The organism is Chryseolinea lacunae (assembly GCF_016735595.1).
Taxonomy (GTDB): domain Bacteria; phylum Bacteroidota; class Bacteroidia; order Cytophagales; family Cyclobacteriaceae; genus Chryseolinea; species Chryseolinea lacunae.
Window position 1 is genome coordinate 25,818 of sequence record NZ_JAERRB010000012.1, and the last position, 26,035, is coordinate 51,852.

Consider the following 26,035-nt stretch of genomic DNA (forward strand, 5'->3'; position numbering starts at 1 on the left):
CGTTACGCTTCACCGGATATATCACCGGGCCGCAATCAACAAGCGATAAAAAGTCTGACGCGACAATGTGTGCGCAAACAGCGATACAAACTGGCGGTAGAGATTTGTACTCTACGCGTGATCGAGATATTCTGACGGCGTCTTGCCGTATTCCTCCTTGAAACAACGCGTGAAATACGACGCTGAATTGAATCCCACTTCGAAAGCAATTTCCGATAACGTGAGTTTATGTCCATCCATCAGTTTGATGGCCTGTTTCATTCGTACCATTTTGATGAATTCAACGATTGACTTTCCGGTCAGCGCTTTGATTTTCCGGTAAACCTGCATCCTGCTCAGGTTTAAAACGGCGGCCATAGAATCGACGCTGAGTTGCGAATCCTGCAAGTTACCGGCGACGTAGTCAATCGCTTTTTGAAGAAATGCCTGGTCTAAAGAATTCGTCGTCGCTTTTCCCGGGGTCAAATAAACGTCGTGACTGAATCGTGCATACAACTTTCGCCGGGAGTTGATCATCTGGCGAACGTGTTCGATCAGGCATCGCATGTTGAATGGCTTTGTCAAGTATAAATCAGCCCCGTTCTTTATGCCGTTGATCTGGTCTTCTATGGTTGCTTTGGCGGTCAGAAGCACAAACGGAATATGACTGGTGTTCAAATCGGACTTAATGGTATTGCAAAACTCGATTCCATCTTTTTTCGGCATCATAATGTCGCTGATAATCAGATCCGGGTTTTTACTCAACGCGACTTCCAGGCCCTCCTCTCCATCTCTTGCCTCAAGCACTGAAAATTCCCTTTGCAACTCGGCAACGAGGTAGGCTCTTAACTCGAAATTATCTTCCACAACCAGTATTTCCGGCTTGTCAACACCGTTGCTACCGTCTTGATCTCCCTCCGAAGTTGGTGAGCTCGTCACTTCTTCGTGGTCTTTACTGTAGATCACATCCGGGAGCGCTACCACGTTCTCATCCAACTCGTAAGCATTCGAGCTGATGGGGAGTAAAATGGTAAAGATCGTTGCCTGATCGGGCGTGCTCTCTACCGTGATGGTTCCGCGGTGAAGTTCAACGAGTGCTTTGGTCAATGATAGCCCGATTCCCGTTCCCGGACTTGAAATTTTAGCGGACGACTTTGCCTGATAGAATTTTTCAAAAATGCGGGGAAGTTCCTCCGGCAATATTCCAATGCCGTTGTCTTCTATCATCAACTCGATGCATCGACAAAGTGTGCCATCGGAAATAACCGAATGGTTAGTCTTTATCTGCAACTTGATCTCACCGCCATCCGCGGTAAATTTGAACGCATTTGAAAGAATGTTAAAGATAACGCTCTCCAATTTATCACGGTCAAACCAACCCATAATGACGGGTTCATCGCAGCTTACAGAAAAGAGTATTCTCCGCTTGGTCGCCATTTCATTGAAGGCCGAACAGGATTCTGTGATGAACTGAACCAACTCACTGTGCTGAACTTTCAATTTAAGATTTCCAACCTCCAGCTTGTTAAAATCCAGAAATTCGTTGACCAGTCTCTTCATCCGGTCGGCGTTCTTATAGGCCGTGAAAATCCTTTCCCGAAACACAGACGGAACTTCGTTGGATTCCATTAAACTTTCGATCGGAATTAAAACCAAACTTAACGGCGTTCTGAACTCGTGCGCAATGTTTGTAAAAAATTGTGTCTTCGACTCGCTCAATTCATGTTCCTGCTCGCGTTTGAGTTTCTCAATGGTGATCTCGTTTCTCATCTTCAATCTCTCCACCCTGATTTTGATCAGCGCATAAATAAATAACAATCCAATCGAAATGTAGATGCAAAACGCCCACCACGTTTTCCAGAAAACGGGACGAATGGTTATCTCCAGTTCCAATGGCTTATCAAGCCAGACACCTTCCCGATTTGCGGCCTTGACGACAAACACATAGGTGTCCGGATCGAGGTTGGTGTATGTGGCACTATGGCTAAGTCTCGTGCAATTCCAGTCTTTATCAAATCCCTCCAGCTTATAGTAGTACGTATAGTTTGCCGACGGGCTGTAACCGAGCGCAACAAAGTCGATCACGAACGACCTCTGATCGTAGGACAGTTCCAGTTTTGAAGTCAGGCTGATGTGTTTTTTCAGCGGCGAATCGGCAGCGCCAGGTTTGATCGATTGATTATTGATTTTCAGGTCAGCTAAAACAACTTTTCCGGAGACGGATGTTGTGCGAATGCTGTCGGGAAAGAAACTGTCGAAGCCATTGCTGCTTCCAAATAGAAATTTTCCGGATGATGTTTGCAGTGCCGCCTTGCGCAGGAAATTATTCGACTTCAATCCATCGTCACGTGTGTAGTTTATGAACGTGTTTGTTTTTGTATCAAATTTAGAAAGCCCCATGTTGCCGCCTGACCAGACATTTCCATGTTTGTCGGTCAGAATAGACCGGATGGCATTGACGGTCGCTCCCGTCGCCATCTCATAGGACAAAAATTGTGTGCTGTTCTTTTTCTTAAGGTTTAACCCTTCTGTTGTTCCAATCCATAAATCGTGGCTATTCTTATCTTCCACGATGGCCTGAATCTGCGATCCCTTTATGCTTCCTTCCCGGTTTTCCGGAATGTGTAGCCGGTATGTAAATGAGTTTCCGGATTTCCGCTTCAGCTCATATAACCCGTATAACGTCCCGACCCAGAATGTTCCTTCCGAGTCTTCAACAATATCCGAAACATAAGCCGTGTTCGGAATATGCGTAGGCTGATTGTATTCTGTAGCACTGACAAACTTGTTATTTTTTCTATCGTAGAAGAAAAGCCCGCTTCCCCACGTTCCGGCCCAAACCGTTCCCGTCTTGTCCTCGTACAGGCAAAGAACCTGATCATTACCGAATCCTTTTGACCGAAGAGAATAATAAACCAATTGATTGGTCTGCGGATTTATCCGGATAACTCCCTTACCGGCCGTGCCGAGCCACAATTCATTGTCTCTGCCCGAAATCACCGATGTCACATCCTTATTTGTCAATTGGCGATTGATCTGAACGGCAGCTTCAAACTTGTTACTCTTAACATCAATTTTTCCAAGACCAAGACCATAGAAGGCTATCCAGATGTTTCCATGGCTGTCTTCGGCAAAACTCCTTACCTCGTTATTTTCGAAAGGGTTTCTTCCAGATGACTTTTCTCTTGTATAAAACTTCTTCTGATTATTGTCAAGCACAAATACGCCATCACTGAAGGTGCCGATCCAGATCAAGCCGAGATCATCAGCATAGATAGAGTGAATCGAATTGGTGGGCAAGCGTTTGGGATCACCTTCTTCGCCAAGCAAATGATGAACTTTGTTGGTCTTCTGGTCAATCCGATTAAAACCCGAACTCTCACCACCCACCAGGATATTTCCGTTGTGATCGATACTTAAGGCAAGGATGGCATTGAGACTATTACCCAGTGCGTCGCGTGACAAGAGTTCCTCGAAAGAGTAACGCCCGCCCGCCGAGATCAAACGGGTGATCTGTCCCGTTGTGGTTGCGATCAACATGTTGCCCGACTTTTCCGGCACGATCGTACTGATCTGAGCATTCGAAAACCGCTGAAGTGCCCCCAGAGGAAGACGCTTTCCCGTTCGCACATCATATAGCAATAGTCCTCCCCTGCTACCGCACCATATTGTATCGCCGCGGTTCACCAGTACCGTTATGAAATTGGTCGACGGCAATACACCTTCCCGGGGAGGATCGGCGAGGTAGGAGAACTCCATTCTTGCAGGATCATATATGTTGATACCTCCCTCATGCGTGCCGATCCAAAGCCGGCCCTGCGAATCGAATTCGAGATCCGTAATATATCTGTTGTTCAAATAATTGTGATTCGCTTTTATGGAATCGACCGTTATGAAATTATTCAATTCGCGATTGTAAATGCACAACCCCTGCGCCGTCCCTACCCATAGACGTTTGTCGTCTCCTTCCAAAATGGTGTTGATCGTACTATTCGCAATAGAAGTCCGGTCGTTCGGGTCGTGAACATATCGATAGGCATTGCTGCCATCGTAGCGGATCAACGCATCCTCCGTTCCAAACCACATGTAGCCTTCGCTATCTTTATAGACACACCGGATAGAAGAATTGGACAATGCCTCTGGAGCAACGGGGATGAACGAAGGCGATAGCTCCTGACCAGACGCTGAAAGCGTAAAGATTAGAAGGGTTATCACCAATAGAAACAACGACATGGTGATTCTCACCACCTTCATGAAAGAGATGCATTTCTGAAATTCCCTGCTGCTCTTTTTTACCATTAGAAAACTCTTTTTGGCTACATCAATGAACCACGCCAGGCACAAAATAATACGTGTACAATATACAATTCTACTGATTTCAATCGAATGAAACAAGCCATTTTCAAATTTTGGCCGTTTTCACGCAAAAATGGGGAAAGCGGTCCTCGCGGCGGTGAAGACGGTTTTGGACATCCCGAACCAGCCACAGCTATTACTGGAAGCAGGCCTGGTCGACGAACTTAAACTACTAATCAATCCAGCATTTGCCGGAAAGGGAGAACGACCTTTCAAAGAAGATATAAATTATGAACTGGAGCTGTTGGAGTTACTGCCCTTTGAAAAAAATGTTGTGCTGCTAAATTATAAGCCGACGATCAAGTAAACCCAAATACGCTTCCAAAAAACAATCCCAATGGAATTTCCACAATAAAACTTTTGCGCAGCGCATGAACGTTAGCTGAATTTCTCAACATCCGCCAGCCCGGGGTATGGCATAAATTACGTTGCCTGAAACACGTAAATTGAAGACCTTGTTTTCTATGGACGGGAGCAACAGTTTCCATGTTTTTCCCTTGTCCGATGATCTAAAAATGCCCGTAGGGTGACCACAAAAAAGATATTCATCAACCTGAACAATGGAGGCAATGGAGAGGCTCGGCGGAAGGCCGGCATCAATGGGGTTCCAGCTCTTTCCTCCGTCGTAGGATGTTCGCACCCTTCTTGTCTCCGACACGGTGTTGAACGTGATGGCTGCGAATCCACCTTTGACGTTTTCTATCGCAATGCCTACACCTCCCTCACTAATCACCAACTCCCAGTTTTCGCCATCATCGGTAGACCGTATTATTCCCTTCGCGCTAGTCGCCATGAGTACGCCGTTTGACTCTACAAATTTCATCACCCAGCCACCGCCATGAACAGGTTTCCAACTTTTGCCACCGTTCGTGGATTTAAGAATGCCGTTGTTGGTGCCGACGAAAACTGTGCCTCCGGCAGTTTCAAAAACAGTGCGCACTTCTTTTGCTTGCAAATTTGTGTACGCCGATGTCCATACACTCGTTCCGTTTATACTTCGCACAAATTGACCTTCATTGTAATTGTATGCGAATATCCCAGTCTTGCCGGCGGGTGCAATGCTTCTATGCTCGTCAAGGGAAATCTCTTTGCTCCAAAAAGGGGCTTTGGAATTTGGTTTATTGTGATAGATCCAATCTCCAGCACTTAAGAAAAGCCCCCGCTCGTCTGCAAAAAAAACATCTCTGTAAATACCATCTTCTTCCTGCCCTGCCTCGGGCAACCCTTCGCTGATGTCCTGCCATGTTTGTCCGCCATCGGTAGATTTAAAAACGATGTTCATTGCCCCAGGCCTATTTATGTCTAGTTTTTGCAGACTCTCTGTGATGGGAGATGACGTAGTAACTTTCAATGCCTCCTGGCAGACAAACGAAAATTGAAAAAGACAAAAAAAGGCAAGGCTGTAGATTTTCATGGCTGTTTGGTTGGTTGAAACAATGTTTTAGACATAATGACCGTCACCCGTGTCGTTTGTCAGGGCTGCCATGTCTTGTCTTTTCTATTCAGTTATCCGGTGTTCAGCAAACCTATAGCCTTTGTGTTGGGTTTTAGTTAAGGGCTTGCAAAAAGATGTTAACGAAATGTAAAAGTTTGTTTGGCACCAACCTGAACCTTGATAATTTGGAGATGCTTAGTTGGATTTAGGCGATATCTGTTACTATTTTGTTATCCGGACCAGCAAAACCTATGGCGACCACATTGAGGGACAATTTTCATGGGCGAGAAATCGCTGCGAAGTTCCATATGCAAGTCACACTCTAAAATAATCAATAGCTCCACTTAAATCAGTTATCCATGCGTGGGTTTAAAATTTTATTAGCGCTCATTCTTCTTTGCCATCACCAGCTACTTCATTCTCAATCAATTTCCAAGTATAACATAATCTGGGATAGTCAGAGCAAAAACTCTGGAGAGTCGATGCCCGTTGGGGGGCATGATGTTGGGTGCAACGTGTGGGTTGAAAATGGTTCTGTCTACCTGTATTTCGGTCGCAGCAACAACTTCGATGAAAACAATGCGCTACTGAAATCCGGGCGCATCAAGCTCGACTTCTCCCCTAACCCTTTCCATGATGTGCGGCAGGAATTAAAACTGGAAAATGGTTTAATTGATATCACCGGATCCAATCATGAACTCAGCGCAAGTCTGAGGATCTGGGTTGAGGTTGACCGGCCTGCCATTCACATAGAGCTTACGTCTAACAAACCCATTTCAGGCCAAGCAGAATATCAGTATTGGCGATTTGAAAAGAAGCCTGTTATAACACGGTGGGTTGTGCCGAGCTTCATTGATTATCCGGGCAACGACATCTACTGGTACGCCGATTCAGTAAAAAATTCGCAAAACAAGATCATATTCTATCATCAGAACAATAACGATGATCTTGTTATCGACAAAGAAATCATTCAACAGGACATTCTACATCTAAAAGATTCTCTTTGGAATCCTCTGAAAGACTTTGTTTTTGGAGGAATGATGTCTGGTAAAAATTTGATCACCGGCAAGAAGGGAGACGGGAGCTACATCGGAACCCACTATAAAAGCAGCGCTCTTGTCACTAAAAATCCTTCTACAATTTTTAACCTGGACATTCTCATGCACTCGGGATATTACAAATCCAGTAAAGAATGGGAAAAGTCAGCTACCAAAATAGCAAGTGCCAAGACCGACACAAAATCTCTTTTCAAAACACATCAGAATTTCTGGAAGCATTTCTGGGAACAGAGCTACATCTTTATCAACAACGACAAAGCAAATCCCTCCGATTCAATATGGCAGGTCGGGCGCAACTACACTATTTTCCGATACCAGATGGCGTGCAATGCGCAAGGCGAGTATCCCACAAAATTTAACGGAGGTCTGTTCACATACGATCCGGCTTTAATCAACAATGCGTTTGCGTCCGACAACCCGGATTTCAGAGCATGGGGTGGCGGCGTGATGACAGCGCAAAATCAACGCCTGCTGTACTGGCCATTGCTCAAAACGGGGGATTTCAAAACCATGCCCCAACAATTTGATTTCTATCGACGATCGTTGAAAAATGCAGAGCTGCGCACGAAAGACTATTGGGGTCATGGCGGTGCCTGCTTTACAGATCAGATGAACCAGGCCGGCATTGTTTCCGGCAGGGAGTTTGGATGGAACAGACCGAAAGATTACGAACGCGGCCTGCAATACACGCCTTATCATGAATATTATTTTACCTCCCAGTTGGAATTCTCCTTCATGATTTTAGAGTATTATCGGTATTCAGGAAACGACATTGGCCCCTATATTCCATTCATCAAGTCGGCCATAAAGTTCTTTGACGAACACTACAGGTTTCGCGCTAAACAGAATTTTGGTACTGAGTTTTCAAGCGACGGCAAGTACATCTTCTATCCGTGCATGGCGCTTGAAACGTATACGGGTCACGTAAAAAATCCTTCTGATGTGATCACAGCTTTAAATGTATTGACCAAAAGGTTACAACAACTTCCTCTGAAATATATTTCATCCAAAGAGAAAGAATACTATTCGGCCATGGCTTCGCGGTTACCAGAAATTCCACTTCGTGAACGAAACGGACATAAAACAATTGCACCGGCAGAGCAATGGGATAAAATTATTAATATGGAGATACCCCAACTCTATCCTGTGTTTCCGTGGTCGGTTTACGGACTCGGCAAACCGAACTTGCAGCTCGCTATCGACACCTGGAACTATGGCGTTGACAATGCAAACCAAAAAGACTATATCAGCTGGCACCAGGATGCCATATTTTGCGCGCGCATGGGACTCACAGACGAAGCCGCGACAATCACCGTGAAGAAACTAAAAAATGCCGGCCGAAGATTTCCTACGTTCTGGGGACCTGGTCACGATTGGGTTCCGGATCACAACTGGGGAGGAAGTGGTTCAATCGGCCTGCAGGAAATGCTGATTCAAACTACGGATGATCGAATTTTTCTATTTCCATCCTGGCCAAAAGCGTGGGATGTTTCCTTTAAACTTATGGCTCCAAATAACACAATCGTAGAGGCCACCTACAAGAATGGAAAAGTTGAAAAGCTTAGTGTGCTGCCGGCAGAACGCATGAAAGATGTTGTATTGATGAATCAATAAACACCTTCCAATCACTTTCTGTATTGGTGGATCGCAGATTGAAGAAAGTTATAATAACTTTTCGGTTCGTACTCTGCCCCGATTGGTTTCGCCAGTAGTGCTTCATCACCAGGGTTCAGAAGAACATAAAACGGTTGCGAATTTGAATTGAATTTGTTCGCCTGAAAATCGCTCCACTTGTTGCCAATGGTTTTGATTTTTTTTCCGCTGAAGGATGACACAAACTGTTCTTCTTCCGGCAGCGCCGTCTTGTCATCAACATACAGTTGTATGATGACGAGCTCGTCCTTTAATAGCCTGTATACGTCTTTGTCTGGCCATACCGACGCTTCCATCTTCCGGCAATTCACACAGGCGTGGCCGGTAAAATCCAGCATAACCGGCTTGCCTGCCATCTTCGCGAATGCGATACCTTCTTCATAGTCATAAGAAACATCAAGGTTTAGTGGCGCATGAAATATATCCGAATACCTGCGGGCTTTGTCTGCCTTGCCATCGTGTGCGCGATTTGCGCCGAATGAAGACGTATACAAATCAAAATCCTGCGTTGCCTGTGGCGGTAGAAATGCCGAAATGGATTTCAAAGGCGCGCCCCATAAACCAGGAATCATATACAAGGTGAACGACAGCACGATCATGGAAAGCACCACCCTCGGCAGGCTTAGCGTTTGCAGCGGACTGTCGCCTGGGAAACGTATTTTTCCAAGCAGGTAAAATCCCAGGAATCCGAATATGACAATCCAAAGTGACAGAAAGACTTCCCTGTCGAACAGGTTCCAGTGATAGGCAAGGTCTACGTTGCTAAGAAATTTCAGTGCAAGAGCCAGTTCCAAAAAACCGAGTGTAACTTTCACGCTGTGAAGCCAGCCTCCGGACGAGGGCAGACTTTTTAGAAGGCTTGGAAACGTAGCAAAAAGTGAGAACGGTATTGCCAACGCCAATGCAAAACCCAACATGCCAATGGCAGGTCCTAAAAGTTGTCCCATTGACGCCGCCTGCACCAGCAAGGTTCCTATTATTGGCCCCGTACACGAAAATGATACCACGGCAAGTGTAGCCGCCATAAAGAACAATCCCAGCAGGCCGCCCCGGTCTGCTTTACGGTCCAGCATGTTGGCAAGCGAAGACGGCAACGAAAGCTCAAAGGCACCAAAAAAGGAAAATGCGAATAGTACCAAAAGAGCAAAAAATGCAAAATTAAAAATCCCGTTGGTCGATAAACTATTGAGGGCATCGGCACCGAAAACAACCGTGATCAGGATACCCAGCAATACATATATTACTACAATGGAAAGTCCGTAGATGGATGCATGTATGACAGCCTTGCTTTTGTTGTGGCTACTCTTTGTGAAATAGCTGACGGTGAAGGGCAACATCGGAAAGATGCAGGGCATCAAAAGCGCCGCAAAACCGCCGACGAAGCCGGCCATAAAGATTGCCCATAACGAACTTTTATCGTTTGTGTTGCCAGCGTCATTTGACGCACTGATCGGCGCCCCGGCGTGTGTTGTGTCCTGAGAATTGGAGTGGACAGTGGCCTGCTCCTGAATCGGTTCTTCAACTATTTCCGTGAATTCCAGGTCCTCATATTGGAGGCTGTCCTGCGCATCCGCAGTGGCAGACATCAACCCGAAGATAAATAGTATTGTTACTACTCTTGAAATGAATCTCATCGTAAACCTGCTACTTTACCGGAAGGCTGAACTCCACCTCATCGGGCGCCAAACATTGTATGTCGTTACAAACCATGTAGGCAACTTTGCCTTTCACTGTTGGAGAACCGCCTAATTGGTTGATCCGCTGCTGGAACACAACGGAATTTTCGAAAAAGCTTAGCTTCATCTTAAAGGCAGTCACAAACCTGGTGATGGGTTCGGGCTCGCTTGTCTTTCCGCTTAGTTTATAGTCGTTGGAGGTATTGAATGAGAAACTCGTTGGCTCGGGACCGCCATCCGGAACCGTTTGAGAATAGATGTGCCATCCCTTTTCCATCGTTGCCTTTATGAACACGATCGCTTCAGTGTTATTGATCCGTTTGGAGGCATAAGACCATTTTACGGGTTTCAAAATTTGTGCGAATGAAGTAGCGCATATTAGGAACATGGCTGCAATCAAGATTATCTTTTTCATGTTGGCTAAATTCGTTTTGTTGTTAATTGTTCATCCGGAAATTGCTTCACAAGTCACCAAGTTTTTTACTGAGATCTTTAAATAATTACCAAATTTAAAAGGAAGTTAAATAATACCTGCTTGAGAACAAACCGGCATTAAGCGTCTGGACATTCCGTATTTATGTCTCAAATGAAAGTACGATAACCATTTGGTGTCTGTCCAACTTTCTGCTTAAAATCGTGTGAAATGTCGGAGATGTCAATCTTTTAATAATCTCGATGGAATGCCTACCTTGCCGCGTTTATTTTAACTATCCCAATTAAAAAAATGAAGAGCATCTTCCTGAAAGCACAGTTCGTGTTAGCCATTTCAACAATTTTTGTCCTTTCTTCGTGCAGTGATCAAAACGAGCCGTCACCAAACGTTATTCCGCCTGAGGTAATTTTATCTACGTCAACCCATTCCACGACCCTATGGAACACAGTGAAGCTTACTGTAACGTCCACAAGTGACAAAGGAATCGACAAAGTAGAGCTCAAAATTGATGGTGTAGCAGTCGGTGTGTCTACCACCTCACCCTATGAGTTTAGCTGGGATACACGCAATGCGACGGACGGGCTACACACCGCCACCGTCACTGTCACCGATAAATCCGGTGACGAAAAGATAACTGAATTTAAGCTGACGGTGCAAAATACGTTACTAGAGACCAAGATAGATGCAGGCATGCTGCGTAAAAAGCCAGATTGGGGATACGATGAGCGTGGTTTCATCTTCCTGTCTGATGAGCAGGGTAAAGTGATTATAGCGCAGGAGTTCAAAAACGGCGACGTTATTTCCGTCAAGGTACCCTCTTTCGAAGGCGCCGAATTCACAATCAACGAAGTCATCGCCACGCCGTGGAACGCCGCTTATACTCTTACCACCATCACCAGCACCACGCACGTAGGCCGAGGCAAATGGATACTGAAAAAGTCGACTCCCGGCAGCTCCTCCGGATCCGCCAATGTATCTTTTATCAATCGCGACGCCAACCTCGACTATCTCCTCCATACAAATTATCTCACTTCCTATTTCCTCAACGGCACTACGGCCAGTGCCCTTAATTTGCTGACAAGTCCCAGCCTACTTTATGTTACCAGCAAACCGAAAGATGGCAGCGGTATGACCAAGTACCATATATTCAGTTCGATTGTTGCGGGCGCCAATCCTAACGCCCTTGACCTCGCCCTGGTCAACAAGGACCTAACGCAAGAAACCATTAGTTTGCCTGAAGGTCGAACCAAAGGTTCACTCAATATTTATGGCCTGCACACCGCCAACAACACGAGCCAAATCTATGACATCGGCGCCCGGTATTCCGATGATACCAAAGGGAAACTAACCTTTCAATATCCTGCCGAAGGGTTTACCGGTTTCTTCGCAATGATGAGGCTAACGGGACCAGAGTACAGCTCCTACAACGCTTCCAACTCCAAGAAGCCCTATGATCTCGTGCCGTTGGAGGGCACGCTCAATGCGTCGCTCGCCGGTCGCAAAGCAACGGTGTCTGCTACGGGTGCCATGGATCTGATTAATCTCAATTTGAGCCACAACCATCTCAACTGGACAATTTTCGCCGAAAAGAGCGCGACTACTATTGTTGTTCCCGAGATTCCGGCCATCCTCAACGATGTCGTCAACCTCAACGTTGATATTACCGATGCCGGGCTGACGATCACAGGTGAAGACTTTCCACAAATCCAGGACTATAAAAGTTATCTCGACTTTGTTCGCGCGTCTACCCAAGGTTATAATGATCTTGGCGCTAACTACGAGGGGTTCAAACAACTGTACAAAGACATCGACAACTAGCAATTAATATCCCGCCGACAAGGAACGTTCCCGGCGGGATTTTTTTTGCAACGATAAACTACACTTGTAGTTTGTTAGTTAAATACTATTATCGTTGTACAACGGGCATGATAAACTCATTGTAAAAATGACTCGTCAATGTCTTGTATCCAGGAAGCGAACTGAAGCGATCGTTGTTCGTGATTTCTTTTTTTACGTCTTCCAGTGTGGCAGATGTATTTCCTGTGCTCAACAACACGAAAACAATGACACGATATTTCCTTTCACCGATGCCGTGGCGCTATTCTTCGTGCTGAAGTTCGTGAGGTCTGCTTTTGCCTGTGCCTGAAGTGTGCCCAACGAAAGGAATGTGAAGAGAATGCTATATCGCATAAGATTTACGAGTCAAGGTTTAGTGAATTACCTGCAAAATAAGATTAATGAATTCGAGACGAAGATATTTCTGACCGTAAACATCGCGTCATTGATAACGTGCCTGCCACTCCAGACACCCTCGAACTAATCTTTGACGATCTGCTTATCTCTACTTACCTTTGCCACATACAGATACCTAAATATCTTTCTGCGTAGTTAGGTTTGACCTATGGTATTTTTTTGATGGTCCGTCTGTCTTAAGCACACTTTACATTGGGAATGATGGAGAATTTTAAACTGAAGGAAGGCGAAGAGTTTATCGAACTCAAAAACCTGATTAAATTATTAGGTTGGGTAAACACCGGCGGCGAAGCCATGGCCCGCATCGACAACAAAGAGATCAAATTGAATGGCGAAGTCGAAACGCAAAGAAGGAAAAAAGTAAGAAGAGGAGATGTAGTGACGGCCGGCAGCAATCAGGCGCGCGTAGAGTAGCCATACTCAAAAAACGCGCAACGGCAATGAAGGCTAAAGAAATAAAGACATTGTTTTTTGCTTTCCACCCATAAGTTAAAAGTCATCTACTTTCACCATCTCTATTAGGCGTTGTGTTTGATTTCGTTTAGAACAACTTAAAGCCAAGCTTATATCATTCTCTTAAATTATTTGCATAAACTATTATGTGAATTAAAACCTTTATCGTAATTTTACGATCATTACGATATGGGACTTACAAAAACAGAAGAATTCACCAAAACGCAGAATGAATTGGCGCTTCTGGCCAAGGCGCTTGGTCATCCTGCGCGGATTGCCATTCTTCAATTTCTGATCAAGACCAAATCTTGCGTTTGTGGGGATATCGTGGACGAACTTCCGCTTTCACAATCAACGGTTTCCCAGCATCTGAAGGAGTTAAAAAATGCGGGCCTCATCAAGGGTGACATTGATGGTCCAAGCGTTTGCTATTGTATAGACGAGAAAGCCTGGAACAAAGCGAAGAAGGCCATTGGCGACCTGTTCGAAACCTACAAAGGAGGCGACTGCTGCTAGCGCTATTTTTTTGGACCATTTGATCGCAATATTACGATAACACTACAACCAATCAACCAATGTCTACTACTACAGAATCACGCGTGGCGTTTTATCAACCGCTTCGGGAAACCATCGAAGCGCTTGTAAAAAATTTCAACACAATTCCCGATAGCCGAAAAGCAATACTCAAACAGTTAACCGACTTCGTTGGGGATAAATTGAAAAAAAACGAGCCCATAGCGCTAATCTTCATTTGCACGCACAACTCGCGCAGAAGTCACATCTCACAGATCTGGGCACAAACTGCGGCGGCCTACTATGGCATTGGGAATGTTGTTAGTTATTCGGGGGGCACAGAAGCAACGGCATTCAACCCTCGCGCCGTGAAGGCCATGAAGGACACGGGCTTCAAGATCATTGCCACGTCGGAAGGAACGAATCCAGTATACGAAGTTTCGTTCTCGGACGAAGCAACTAAAATTGTCGCGTTCTCAAAGAAATATGATTCAAAAACAAATCCTCAGAAAGGATTTGCAGCCGTCATGACCTGTTCACATGCAGATGAAAATTGTCCGGTTGTCTTTGGGATGGAAAAAAGGATCTCCCTCCCCTACAACGATCCAAAAGACTTTGATGACACACCTCAGGAGGCAGCGAAATATGCAGAAAGAGTGAGGGAAATCGGGACCGAGATGTTGTATGCGTTTTCACAAGTAAAACCTTAACCGATGTCTCCAGAAAAGAAATTGAGCTTCCTCGACCGCTATCTCACGCTTTGGATATTCATGGCCATGATCGTTGGTGTGGGACTGGGAAGGTTGGTTCCCGGTGTTGAAGGCTTTTTAGACAACTTCAGCGCAGGCACAACGAATGTCCCCATAGCAGTAGGCCTTATCGTGATGATGTTTCCACCGCTTGCAAAAGTACGGTATGAACATCTGGGAAAGGTCTTCAAAAATGTTAAAGTCATTTCATTGTCGCTTCTTCTCAATTGGATTGTTGGGCCCATTCTCATGTTTGCGCTTGCGTTGGTGTTCCTGCACGACAAGCCCGAATATATGATTGGATTGATCCTGATCGGCATTGCGCGGTGCATTGCTATGGTGTTGGTTTGGAACGACCTTGCTAAGGGCGACAAAGAATATGCTGCTGGTCTTGTGGCTTTAAACAGCATCTTCCAGGTAGTATTCTATAGCCTGTTTGCCTGGCTGTTCATAACCGTGCTTCCTCCATACTTCGGAATCGAAGGGTCCGTAGTGAACATCCGTATGAGCGATGTTGCTAAAAGTGTGTTCCTATACTTAGGCGTACCCTTCATGGCGGGCTTCCTAACACGATACTTTTTCAAAAAGGCAAAAGGCGAAGATTGGTATGTGCAACAAGTGATACCGAAAATTAGCCCGCTCACGTTGATTGCCCTCCTGTTCACCATTGTGGTAATGTTCAGTTTGAAAGGGAAAATGATTCTGGATATCCCCCTGGATGTTATCCGGATTGCCATTCCGCTGGTGATTTATTTTCTGGTCATCTTTACACTCAGCTTTCTCCTTTCAAAAAAGCTTGGGGCAAATTACGAAGAGAATACTTCGGTATCTTTCACCGCCACGGGCAATAACTTTGAACTCGCGATTGCCGTTGCAGTGGGTGTGTATGGGATCAACTCCGGGCAGGCATTTGCAGGCGTCGTTGGGCCGCTGATCGAAGTTCCCGCCCTGATTCTGTTGGTCAACTTAGCGTTCTGGTTTAAGAACAAACTATATCCTTCAACAGCAAAACCGTAGAGCCTTTGGAAAAATATGATGTCATAGTGATTGGTGGCGGACAAAGTGGTTTAGCGATGGGATATTATCTCAGGCGATCTGCGCTGTCCTATGTCATCCTCGACAATCAAACGGAAGCCGGGGGTGCGTGGCTTCATGCCTGGAAGTCGTTGCGTCTCTTCTCTCCTGCCCAATGGAGTTCATTGCCCGGCATGATCATGACCGGCGGCAGCGACTACTATCCCACCCGAGACGTTGCCATTGAATATCTTAAATCCTATGAAACCAAATACAATCTCCCGGTTAAGAGGCAAGTCGAGGTGTTTAATGTGCTTAAGGTCGATGATGAATTCCACCTTCAAACTTCCCAAGGATTGTTTATTTCAAAGGTGGTGGTCAGTGCGACTGGCTCTTTCAACAATCCATTTGTTCCTGATTTTAAAGGCATAGAAATTTTTAAGGGTCAAATTCTCCATTCAAGTCAATACGACTCCGATGGACAATTCGAAAACAAAAGAGTTGCCATTGTTGGTGAAGGAAACTCTGGTGCGCAGATTCTTGCCGAGGTGTCGAAGGTGACAGGCACGCTCTGGGTAACCCAAAAAGAACCACGGTTCCTACCCGATCATATCGACGGACGTTTTCTGTTTGATGCGGCCTCACAACTATATGCAGCACAAAAGGAAGGTAAACCATTCAAGCCGCCATCGTTGGGTGACATTGTTATGGTGGATTCGGTGAAAGATGCCCGTGCACGAAAAGTTTTCAAAAGCATCAGGCCGTTTGACCACTTTACAGAAGATTCCATAGTGTGGGCCGATGGTCATGAGGAAAAGATCGACATCGTTATCTTCTGCACCGGGTTCAAGCCCGGACTATCACATCTAAAGTCCCTCAACATGGTTAACGAAGATGGGAAAGCCGACACAAGCGGAACAAAATCGACGAAGGTGGAAGGGCTTTGGCTTGTTGGGTATGGCAACTGGACCGGCTTTGCTTCGGCTACGCTTATTGGTGTGGGCCGGAGTGCAAAGAAAACCGTTGAAGAGATTGTGGACTACTTGGCCATAAAAACAAAATCAGTCAACGCATAAGACACATCAAAAGACGGGCTATGAACTCTATCGCTATTTCTGACTGGCTAAAAACTCAAAACGAACTACGGGCTTTCGTTTACAAAAAAGTGCGAGACAAAGCCCTTGCCGAAGACATTGTTCAAGACGTTTATCTAAAGGTGTATACGCACATTTCGTCCCTGAAAGAATCGGATAGCATAACCGCCTGGATCTATCGGATCACCCGCAATGTGATTTCAGATCATTTCCGGAAGCAATCAAAAACGCTTCATAGTTTTGAGTTGGATTGGGAGAACCAAGACGTCAACTATAACGAATGTGTTTCGTCCTGCTTAAAAGACATGCTCCACCAATTGCCTTCAAAATATCGCGAGGCCATTGAACTTACCGAGTTTCATAATTTATCACAACTACAGCTGGCCGAACGACTTCAAATCTCATATTCCGGTGCAAAGTCAAGGGTGCAACGCGCCCGGCAAATACTGCGCGAAAAAATGGACATCGCCTACCACATTCAACATGATGCCTACGGCAATGCCATTGCTTGTCAGAGCAGGCTCGCATGCGGTTGTGAGTAAAAAAAGGAAGGCAGAGACCAGCTCCGCCTTCAATTTGCTAGCAGCATCCGGTTGTGATGCCACCGCAGCAGTCGTCGCCACAACAACTGCCTGGATCTTCGTTCTTCATAGTCGTAAATTTTAGTTTGAACTGACCTGGCCGCTTTGGCCATTCAGTTTCTATGACGCACAGGCTTGAGGAAAGACTCAAACTATTTTCTTGCGTCTTTTTTGCAGATACTTCGTCTTTAGATAAAAGCATTTATGAAAAACACTTTCTCCGTTTCACTTATTGCGAGTTTGATAGCCTTTTCGGCTTTTGGGCAAAAGAATTCCACGAAGCCATTAACCCCTGCACGAGGCCACTACAGGCAACTTCAAACGTATAGCACAAAGTCTCAAGATGCTGAGCTTGACAAACAAAAGTTTGAAACTGACGCAGCAACAATAGAAAGACGGATGAGTCTCAAACCTCAGTACTTAACCGGCGTTACGTTGAAGGATTTTCAAATTCCGGAAGTTCCGGCCAACAGTTCAGAGCTAACCCGGGCTGAGATTAACTATCTTCTCGAACTTCAAAAACAACGAACTCCCGAAGACATCAGATCAAGTCTGTACATGGCCAACATTTGGTATAGCTTACGCGTGACACCCGCAGACTCCACGTATAGAGGGTTTCGAAAAAACTTGTTTCACATTGGTCGTTCAATAGGAACATGGTTCAATCCAGATGATTTACCGCTCACCGCCGATCTGATGGCGAAGGTATGGCGTGACGCAAGTTTTTTTATTTGGTCGTTGAAATTCAAATATGCCCGCATTCGCCCTTATGTTATTGACAAGAACGTAAAGAACCTGGAGGACACCGACTGGGCTGCCTATCCAAGCGGCCATGCCGCAAACTCTTACATTAATGCTTACCTCTACCAGGAGCTGGCACCCGAATTTACCGACATCTTTATCAAGGACGCATACGATATGGCGCACTCGCGCGAGATCATCGGTGTCCACTACCCTTCCGATTCTGAAGCATCCAGAATTTTCGCGAGGCAGTTTGTCAACAAGCTTTTTGAGAATGAGCAATTCAAGAAAGACTTCCTGAAAGTGAAAGAAGAATGGGCGTTGAAAGCAAAAGAGAAATTCCAGCGATAAGGTTTAGCCCGGCGTTAAGGGCCCTCCCACGCCGGGCTATCATTCTACACGAATGTGCATCCAACTATCTTAAGCAAGCCAAAAGAGACCGGCGCTTCTCAAAATCACCGCCACCCCAATCCAGGCGCGACATATTTTAAAATAGAAGACAGCACATGCACATTGTATTCAACACCCAATGTATTGGGCACCGTTAAAAGAACTGTGTCTGCTTCCTTGATCGCTTCGTCTTCGCTCAATTCCTTTATTAGCTGATCCGGTTCTGCCGCATAGCTTCTTCCAAAAATGGCGCGTTTGTCGCTTTCTATGTACCCGATTTGATCGGTGCGGTTGGTTTCCTGGCCAAAGAAATACTTGTCCTGATCGTTTACCAAGGCAAAAATTGACCGGCTTACCGAAACCCTGGGTTCGCGCTTATGGCCTGCCTTCTTCCATGCTTCTTTGTATAATCTGATTTGCTCTGCCTGCTGTATGTGAAACGGTTTGCCGCTTTCGTCAAATTTCAGGGTAGAGCTTTGCAGGTGCATTCCGTTTTCGGCGGCCCACACAGCCGTGGCGTTGGAAGCCGCGCCCCACCAGATGCGGTCACGCAATCCTTCGGCATGGGGTTCTAGCCTCAACAAACCCGGCGGGTTGGGGAACATCGGGTATGGGTTAGGTTGGGCAAACCCAACACCTTTTAGTTTTTCCAAAAATTCCATTGCTTTTCGCCGGCCCATGTCTGCATCGGTTTCGCCTGCTGCGGGTTCATAGCCAAAATAGCGCCACCCATCAACAACCTGTTCTGGCGAACCTCTGCTGATGCCCAACTGTAGCCTGCCTGCCGATATCAGGTCGGCTGCGCCGGCATCTTCCACCATATACATCGGGTTTTCATAGCGCATGTCGATCACGCCGGTTCCTATCTCTATCTTTTTTGTCTTGGCACCTATTGCCGACAACAATGGAAATGGCGATCCCAGCTGGGCCGCGAAATGATGCACACGGAAATAGGCACCGTCTAACCCAATTTCTTCTGCGGCAACCGCCAGATCAATAGACTGAAGCAACGTGTCGCTTGCTGTACGGGCTTTGTAGCCCTGTCGATTGGCCCAATGGCCGAATGATAAAAATCCTATTTTCTTCATAACTTCTTTCCCGGCTTAAAATAGCCCTGCAAAGATAAAAATTAAGGGCATAAAGGAAGGACTCTCAAACATTTTGCTGCGTTGTTTACGGTTGCCCCGGAATAGTGCTATCTTCATTTCCCTGACATCTGAACCCACAAACGCCATGCGGATCGAGCGAATAAAAACCTCACGCCGTTATTTTCTCCACCCCCTAAAGACCTTTCAGGGCAAGGATAACACACTCAAGATGAGTGACTTTTTATCCTTGTTTATCTCCATAGCAGCATTTGGTTTTTCTGCATACACATTTTTAGACACCTATGTTCTCGCGAGGCATGAGTTAAAGGCGACCATGGTTAGCATCGACACAAAGGGTGACTCACTCATCTGCACTATTCTTCTGATTAACCCAGGGAAATCCTATGAAACACTTTACTCCGGCCGATTTATTTTTTCGGACAATTTGAACAAAGGTGGTGGACTGCTAAGCCATGAGAAGATTGGTCCGATTGTCATCCCTCCTGCTCAGGCCGTTGTCACGAAATTAAAAACCACCATGCCTGACATAAACGCGATGAAAGAAGATGGCACCCTCAGCCGAACTGCAACGCGCGTTCACATGGGTGTCCTATTCGATGCCATTGACGCCGAAGGGAAATTGCCGGAAGGCGGCACAATCTACAGATTCACCCAACTGGAATTTGATGCCGCTGGAAAGCACGTTGGTTCCGCTCCCATGAATAATGACCATAGCAGCTTAATAGATCTTCTATGAGTTCTCCCATTGCTCTGTAAAATCCGAACTGTCTAACGCCGATATAGGTCCATAAAAACGTCTAGAAAAAATTTCACATCTGATTTTGTTCAGCGTGCTAAATTCCTACCTTCGTTTCCAAAAAAAATGAGAAAAATACTCGCGTTCATGCACGTGTCGTTGGACGGCTTTGCTGCCGGGCCTCAGGGAGAAATGGATTGGATTCACGTGGACGATGAGATCTTTGACTATGTGGGTGATCGCACCAGCCTATCCGATGCCGCGCTCTATGGCCGCGTTACCTGGGAAATGATGGAAGGCTACTGGCCCACCGCGGCCGATCAACCGAATGCTTCAAAACATGATATCGAACATGCTCGGTGGTACAACAGCGTCCAAAAAGTTGTGATCTCGAAAAGCATGCAAGGCCAACAGAAGCCCAACACAAAATTTATTGGCAATGATCTTGAAAGGGAGATTGCTGAGTTTAAACGCTCCGGCGAAAAAGATGTTTTGATTTTTGGAAGTCCTTCGGCCAGTCATTCGCTGATGAAACTTGATGCCATCGACGAGTACTGGTTGTTTGTGAATCCCATTTTAGTGGGGGCGGGAACTTCTTTTTTTAGTGAGATTAACGGACGTGTTAAGTTGAAACTGATCAAGACACATGCGTTCAAATCCGGTGTGGTGTGTATGCACTACGGGCGCGACCGGTCATAGCATCTACTGCCTTGCCAAATCGGATCCGTAGAATGAATACGGATCTTCTTTCTTGTTTTTGTCCCGGAAATGAAACGTGTTGGATCCTTAACACATGTAAACATGGAACTTCTATACTTCTTTGGGGTAACGCCCACATGCTGTTTAAAAAGCCGTGTGAAATGTTGGGGATATCTAAATCCCAGCTCATAGGCAATTTCACTCACTGACTTGTTCGCTTCACTGATCTTCGATTTTGTTACATCAATAAGTTTCAGGTGAATGTATTCGCTAGCCGACTTTCAGGTTCCTGTTCCGAAGGATGTGCCGCTGAAGAAGCTCAGCGCATTGAACATTATCGGAACGTCGCAAAAAAAATGTCGAAGGTAAAAATCTTGTAACGGGTAAGCCCTTGTTTGGTATGGATCACAAACAAGATGGAATGCTGATTGCCATGATCACACATGCCCCCGCCATTGGGTTGTCCATAAAATCTGTTGATGACACTTGAATGCACCTAAAAGATAGGAATCCCATAACCTGGCTCGCGGTCCCGGAACGTCCCTTTGCGTCGGGCAAAAGTTTGTTGAGTACGGATGCGTTTCCCTCACTCCGTGCGAATGTAATCTGCGGGGTTAGTGTGAGCGGCTCTTATAGTCTGCATGCCTATGGTTATCCATGCGATCACCAACGCTGCCACACCGGCTCCCGCAAAAAACCACCACTCCAGGGCGATGCGGTAGGCAAAACGTTCCAGCCACTTCAACGCTGTGAAATAGCTGACGGGAAGGGCAATGGCAATCGCGATCAATATCATTTTTGTGAAGTCTGCCGATAGAAGACTCACAATACCGGCTTGCGTCGCACCGAGGATTTTTCGGATACCAATCTCCTTCTGTCTTTTTTGGGCCGTAAACGCAGCAAGGCCGAACAGACCCAGGCATGAAATGATGATCGCGATAACAGCAAAGTATTTTGAGAGGACAGCAACTCTCTTTTCTGAATCATAGAGTCGTTGATAGTCCGCATCCAGAAACGTGAATTCAAAAGGATATCCCGGATGAAATTTTTCATAGACTTCTCCAAGCCTTTCGATGGTGTTTGCCTCCGACCCCGGCTGCACCTTCACCATCACATCGCTTCCCCTTGAAGAGTATCTGAAAAACACAGGGCTTATCTGATGATGAAGTGAACCATACTGAAAATCCTTGACCACACCAACGATCTGTTTTTCATGCTGTCCATCGCGAATCATTCTGCCTATGGGATCGGGGAATCCCATCATCTTAACCGCGGCTTCGTTCACAACGATCTTCGATTCCTCGCCGTAGGCATCTGAAAATGTACGTCCCTCCTTAATTCTTATATTTAATGTCTCTATAAAATCATGACTGACCGTGGGACTTGGAAAAAGTATTTCCTTTGCCCCCGGTGGCTGCCCTTCCCACGAAAAGCCACCGTGCAGCGAAAGGTCTTTCTCCAGGATACTTCCAAACATACATGATGCATTCACCACGCCGGGTATATCCCTAAGCGCAGACATAAACGTTTCATGAGCATCCCAACTGATCCTTCCCTGCCTTGAGAACATCAGAACATTTTCCTTTTCGTAACCCAGGCTTTTTGTCTGCGTAAATTCAATTTGTCTGTTGACAATCAAAAAGGCAACCATAAAAACAATGGAAAGTACAAATTGTGTGACGACCAATCCTTTTCGTATCCACACATCACCAAACGTGGTTGCCAACTTTCCTTTCAAGACCCTTGCCGGCTCAAACCCCGATAGATAAAACGCAGGATATCCGCCGGAAACAATTCCCGTAAACAACACCATGCCCCCGATGACGAGGAAAGGTTTGATGCCCGGAGTGAAATGCAGCTGCTTATTGGTAAGCTCATTAAACTGGGGGAGCAACACAAAAACCAGCAACGTAGCAATGGCCAGCGACAAAAAAGCCATCAGGATTGATTCGCCAAGAAACTGGAAAATCAATACCTTCCGGTTCACGCCCATCGTCTTTTTGATGCCCACCTCTTTCATTTTCCGGGAGGCCTGGGCCGTAGACAGGTTCATGAAATTGATACACGCAATGGCCAGGATGAACACGGCGATCATCGAAAACAACCACACATATTCTATTCTTCCTCCGGATTGCACGCCGCTTTCAAAACGGCCGTGCAGATACTTGTCTGAATAGCGGCTAACAAACAGCGTTGCTTTATTGTCCGGAACTTTTGAAAACAGGTGCCGCGAGATCTTCTTGTTGAATTCAACAATGGAAGTTCCATCTTTCAGCACCAAATACGTTTCTGCCGGTCCCGCATTCCATTGCTCCGCATTCCGGTCGCCTTCGAGTAGTTTTTTGAAGTTGAAAACAATATCAAACTGGCAGGTGGAATTGGCGGGGACGTCTTTAAAAATACCCGATACATAAAGCGGTCCTTCAAAACGCACGCGGTGGTTCCAGACGAACGTTTTGCCAACAATATTGTCAGTAGTATTAAACACTTTTTTCGCCAACGTTTCGGATATCAAAACACCATTCTTATCGGCCAGCACCCGATCCTTGTTTCCTTGAATAAGATCATACGAAAACACGTTGAAATAATCTTCGCTTGCAAATATTCCCTTTGCCTTCAGGTGTTTATCCTCGTAGACGATGATCCCTTCGCCACTATATTCTCCCGATGAATTGACAGACACCGCGTATTCAACTTCGGGCATTTCCGCCAATAACGACTCGCCCAGTCTTGCTGGTGTAGATTCGCCGGTTCGAATGCCGTCGGGACGTTGAACATTTCTCAACACTTGATAAAGTCGATCAGCTTTCTGATGAAATCTGTCTGCCGACAATTCATCGGCTACCCACAGGTAAATCAACAACGTGCAGGCAAGGCCGCTGGAAAGTCCCACCAGGTTGATGAAGAACGAACTTTTATAGCGCAAAAAATTCCGGTACGTGATAAGAATAGTGTGACGAAACATAGCGGAGGGGTTTTGTGTGATGTGAAACGAACGTAGAAACTCCCGTCTGCGGCATTGGTTACACAAGGATCAATCTTTTAATTTTTCTAACGCAGGAGACGGTTCAGTTGTTTCTGAATTCACCAATGACTCTCTCACGTAAAGTGATGCCTGCGAATATCTGACCCCTTAATTTACAGAACGATTCGCTCAGGGAAGCGGTTTCATTTTATCGAAACCCATCTCCGACGCCATCTGCTTAAAGGCAGGCTCGTTGTGAAGGTTGTAGAACTGGGGCTCGGTTAGCAGCCATGGCATTTCCATGTCGTGGTTGGTGTAGGCTTTGTTGAGCCACGCCAGCGCTTCTTGTTTTTCGCCCAGGGCCGAATAGATCACGGCGGTAAAGAATGAGATGGAGCCTCCTTTGTCTACCGGCAGTCGGCGTTCGAATTCGCGAATGATTTCCATGGCTTGTTCGCGCTCACCCATTTTTGCATAGGCTGCTCCCATCCACCCGAGCATTCGCGGGTAACGAATTCCTTCCAGGGCCATGGCCTTTTTGAAATATTCGATCGACTCTTTGTAGTGGCCGGTGTTGAGCAACAGGAAGCCATGCGAATCGAGCGTATAGTAGTTGTTGAATATCTGGATGCGCCGTGCCGAGAATTCGTTTGCTTCCGTCAGCTTCTTGTTGTAGAAGTAAGACAGGATCATGCGGCTGTTGGGATAGTAGGGATCAATTGCATTAAGGCGTTCGGCCAGCGTCAGGGCTTCCTTGTGTCGGCCTATAAAATTGAGATAGTCGACATACAACGCCAGAGCATCGGGGTGTCCGTATTTTACGGAGCGCTCATATTCGCCAGCGGCGCCTTGCAGGTCCCAGTCGTAATACAGTCTATAGAATCCCATGAGCATGCGCGCCTGGTCCAGGTCGAGGGCCAGGGCCTTGTCGATGTAAGGCTTTCCTTTTTGCAACGCGTCGGTGGCGCTGAGTTCGGCGCCCCAGATGGAGGCCAGCGAGATGTAGCTGTTGGCAAGCCAGGCATAGGCTTTGGCGTAGTTCGGGTCCAACGCAATGGCTTTGGTGAGCAGGTCGGTAGCGTTGTGTGCTCCCTTGTTGGTGTAGGTTCTGTATTGATAAACAGCTTTCAGGTACAGGTCGTACGCTTCCGGATTTTTGGTGTCGCTTTTCGAGAGGTTGCTGCGTTCTTCAGCCGTGAGCTTGGCGTGGAGTTCGTTTGCCACGCGATAGGCAATTTCATGTTGTATGGCAAACACATCCTGCAACTCGCGGTCGAAGCTCTCAGCCCAAACCTGCGTTTCGCTTGCGCCATCCACCAGTCGCACATCGATCCTCACTTTGTTGTTGCTTCGCTGCACGCTGCCTTCCAGCAAGGTCGAAACCCCCAATTCGTTTGCAATGGTTCTCGCCGGTTTGTCGGTGTCGCGATACTGTTCCACAGACGTGCGTGAGATGACCCGAAGCTCGCCCACCTCCGACAGGCTGGTGCGGATGGCTTCGATCACACCTTCGCTAAAATATTCATTGCCCTTGTCGGCACTCAGGTTTTTGAAAGGGAGAATGGCGATAGACTTGTCATGTCGTGCTGCGCCACGCGGCTCGCGCACGAACAAAAACCAGACGGCTGCCATACTAATAAGGACTGCCACCAGGACTGCCGCCCACACCTTTTTTCGAATGGGCGTTTGCGACTTCTGTGCCGCAGCGGGCGATGCATCAGGTTCGTCTGTCACACTTTTTTTTGCGGCAGCCACGGCTTGCTCCAGGGTGCCGCTCACGAGCTTGGCTTTTACTTCGCCCGGCGGGAAGTTATAATATTCATTGAAACATTTGCTGAAGTATGTAGCGCTCCCAAAGCCGACCCGGTCGGATACTTCGGCGGCCGTTAACTTTCCTTCGCGAAGCAACGCCATGCCAAGCTGCAACCTGTATTCGCGAATGAACTGGCTTACGGACTGACCCGTGGCACTGTTGAGCTTGCGGTGAAGCTGTGACCGGCTCATGCCGATGTTACGCGCCAGCTCTTCCACACTGAACTGATCGTTGGTCAGGTTAAGGTCAACTTCTTTCCGGAGCTGTTCGAGGAACATGGTGTCAACGTGATTCGTGGTTTCCATACGACGAGAAATTTCCGACTGCTTTGCCGG

Annotated in this window: 20 protein-coding genes and 1 pseudogene; 12 read left to right on the forward strand and 9 right to left on the reverse strand. The window is 46.4% G+C overall.

Translation table 11 applies throughout. From position 1 onward, the window contains the following. Nucleotides 1-111: 111 nt before the first annotated feature. Nucleotides 112-4,278 (reverse strand): hybrid sensor histidine kinase/response regulator transcription factor, encoded by a 4,167-nt coding sequence (locus JI741_RS25650; protein WP_202014409.1) that lies wholly within the window; start codon nucleotides 4,276-4,278, stop codon nucleotides 112-114. Between the two features lie 130 nt (nucleotides 4,279-4,408). Between JI741_RS25650 and JI741_RS25655 the strand changes: the two genes are divergently transcribed. Then, nucleotides 4,409-4,642, forward strand: a complete 234-nt coding sequence (locus tag JI741_RS25655; RefSeq protein WP_202014411.1) for a dihydrofolate reductase family protein — start codon at nucleotides 4,409-4,411, stop codon at nucleotides 4,640-4,642. An 84-nt stretch (nucleotides 4,643-4,726) separates the two neighbouring features. Here the strand turns inward: JI741_RS25655 and JI741_RS25660 are convergent, their stop codons facing one another. Continuing rightward, a complete protein-coding gene (locus tag JI741_RS25660) occupies nucleotides 4,727-5,749 on the reverse strand; it encodes a WD40/YVTN/BNR-like repeat-containing protein (RefSeq protein WP_202014413.1) in 1,023 nt (340 codons plus the stop codon). Between the two features lie 380 nt (nucleotides 5,750-6,129). On the opposite strand from JI741_RS25660, the gene JI741_RS25665 reads away from it, so the two are divergent. Continuing rightward, entirely contained in the window at nucleotides 6,130-8,442 is a 2,313-nt protein-coding gene (locus JI741_RS25665; protein WP_202014415.1) for a DUF5703 domain-containing protein, read from the forward strand. A gap of 11 nt (nucleotides 8,443-8,453) precedes the next feature. Here the strand turns inward: JI741_RS25665 and JI741_RS25670 are convergent, their stop codons facing one another. Together JI741_RS25670 and JI741_RS25675 are read right to left on the reverse strand one after the other, a co-directional pair. Beyond that, nucleotides 8,454-10,115 carry a protein-disulfide reductase DsbD family protein gene (locus tag JI741_RS25670; RefSeq protein ID WP_202014417.1) on the reverse strand — a complete coding sequence of 554 codons (1,662 nt, stop codon included), beginning with the start codon at nucleotides 10,113-10,115 and terminating at the stop codon, nucleotides 8,454-8,456. Nucleotides 10,116-10,125: 10 nt separating this feature from the next. Then, nucleotides 10,126-10,572: a protein-disulfide reductase DsbD domain-containing protein gene (locus tag JI741_RS25675; RefSeq protein ID WP_202014419.1), complete on the reverse strand. Its 447-nt coding sequence runs from the start codon at nucleotides 10,570-10,572 to the stop codon at nucleotides 10,126-10,128. Between the two features lie 309 nt (nucleotides 10,573-10,881). Between JI741_RS25675 and JI741_RS25680 the strand changes: the two genes are divergently transcribed. Next, complete coding sequence (locus JI741_RS25680; protein WP_202014421.1) at nucleotides 10,882-12,408, forward strand: Ig-like domain-containing protein; 1,527 nt, start codon at nucleotides 10,882-10,884, stop codon at nucleotides 12,406-12,408. 228 nt (nucleotides 12,409-12,636) lie between these two features. Here JI741_RS25680 and JI741_RS25685 read toward each other — a convergent pair whose 3' ends face one another. Then, complete coding sequence (locus JI741_RS25685; RefSeq protein ID WP_202014423.1) at nucleotides 12,637-12,780, reverse strand: hypothetical protein; 144 nt, start codon at nucleotides 12,778-12,780, stop codon at nucleotides 12,637-12,639. A 261-nt stretch (nucleotides 12,781-13,041) separates the two neighbouring features. Here JI741_RS25685 and JI741_RS25690 point away from each other — a divergent pair, with 261 nt between their 5' ends. The 7 genes from JI741_RS25690 to JI741_RS25720 all read left to right on the forward strand — a co-directional run bounded on the left by JI741_RS25690 (nucleotide 13,042) and on the right by JI741_RS25720 (nucleotide 18,339). Beyond that, complete coding sequence (locus JI741_RS25690) at nucleotides 13,042-13,257, forward strand: RNA-binding S4 domain-containing protein (RefSeq protein ID WP_202014425.1); 216 nt, start codon at nucleotides 13,042-13,044, stop codon at nucleotides 13,255-13,257. A 228-nt stretch (nucleotides 13,258-13,485) separates the two neighbouring features. Next, nucleotides 13,486-13,812: an ArsR/SmtB family transcription factor gene (locus JI741_RS25695; RefSeq protein ID WP_202014427.1), complete on the forward strand. Its 327-nt coding sequence runs from the start codon at nucleotides 13,486-13,488 to the stop codon at nucleotides 13,810-13,812. 83 nt (nucleotides 13,813-13,895) lie between these two features. Continuing rightward, a complete protein-coding gene (locus JI741_RS25700) occupies nucleotides 13,896-14,519 on the forward strand; it encodes an arsenate reductase/protein-tyrosine-phosphatase family protein (RefSeq protein WP_236676276.1) in 624 nt (207 codons plus the stop codon). 3 nt (nucleotides 14,520-14,522) lie between these two features. Next, nucleotides 14,523-15,575: an ACR3 family arsenite efflux transporter gene (arsB, locus tag JI741_RS25705; RefSeq protein WP_202014429.1), complete on the forward strand. Its 1,053-nt coding sequence runs from the start codon at nucleotides 14,523-14,525 to the stop codon at nucleotides 15,573-15,575. 5 nt (nucleotides 15,576-15,580) lie between these two features. Next, entirely contained in the window at nucleotides 15,581-16,648 is a 1,068-nt protein-coding gene (locus tag JI741_RS25710) for an ArsO family NAD(P)H-dependent flavin-containing monooxygenase (protein ID WP_202014431.1), read from the forward strand. A 20-nt stretch (nucleotides 16,649-16,668) separates the two neighbouring features. Further along, nucleotides 16,669-17,208, forward strand: a complete 540-nt coding sequence (locus tag JI741_RS25715; protein ID WP_202014433.1) for a sigma-70 family RNA polymerase sigma factor — start codon at nucleotides 16,669-16,671, stop codon at nucleotides 17,206-17,208. 243 nt (nucleotides 17,209-17,451) lie between these two features. Further along, nucleotides 17,452-18,339: a phosphatase PAP2 family protein gene (locus JI741_RS25720; protein WP_202014435.1), complete on the forward strand. Its 888-nt coding sequence runs from the start codon at nucleotides 17,452-17,454 to the stop codon at nucleotides 18,337-18,339. Nucleotides 18,340-18,443: 104 nt separating this feature from the next. Here the strand turns inward: JI741_RS25720 and JI741_RS25725 are convergent, their stop codons facing one another. Further along, nucleotides 18,444-19,466 (reverse strand): LLM class flavin-dependent oxidoreductase, encoded by a 1,023-nt coding sequence (locus JI741_RS25725; protein ID WP_202014437.1) that lies wholly within the window; start codon nucleotides 19,464-19,466, stop codon nucleotides 18,444-18,446. 145 nt (nucleotides 19,467-19,611) lie between these two features. Here JI741_RS25725 and JI741_RS25730 point away from each other — a divergent pair, with 145 nt between their 5' ends. Both JI741_RS25730 and JI741_RS25735 read left to right on the forward strand, forming a co-directional pair. Continuing rightward, entirely contained in the window at nucleotides 19,612-20,223 is a 612-nt protein-coding gene (locus tag JI741_RS25730) for a hypothetical protein (RefSeq protein ID WP_202014439.1), read from the forward strand. Nucleotides 20,224-20,349: 126 nt separating this feature from the next. Beyond that, nucleotides 20,350-20,922 (forward strand): dihydrofolate reductase family protein, encoded by a 573-nt coding sequence (locus JI741_RS25735; protein ID WP_202014441.1) that lies wholly within the window; start codon nucleotides 20,350-20,352, stop codon nucleotides 20,920-20,922. Here the strand turns inward: JI741_RS25735 and JI741_RS33155 are convergent. From JI741_RS33155 to JI741_RS25750, 3 genes and pseudogenes are all read right to left on the reverse strand, one after another. Further along, nucleotides 20,901-21,188: pseudogene (locus tag JI741_RS33155) on the reverse strand (helix-turn-helix domain-containing protein); the annotation flags it as partial. The gene JI741_RS25735 and the pseudogene JI741_RS33155 overlap by 22 nt on opposite strands. Before the next feature lie 320 nt (nucleotides 21,189-21,508). Further along, nucleotides 21,509-23,887 carry an ABC transporter permease gene (locus JI741_RS25745; RefSeq protein ID WP_202014443.1) on the reverse strand — a complete coding sequence of 793 codons (2,379 nt, stop codon included), beginning with the start codon at nucleotides 23,885-23,887 and terminating at the stop codon, nucleotides 21,509-21,511. Nucleotides 23,888-24,076: 189 nt separating this feature from the next. Then, nucleotides 24,077-26,005, reverse strand: a complete 1,929-nt coding sequence (locus JI741_RS25750) for a helix-turn-helix domain-containing protein (protein ID WP_202014445.1) — start codon at nucleotides 26,003-26,005, stop codon at nucleotides 24,077-24,079. Nucleotides 26,006-26,035: the final 30 nt, after the last annotated feature.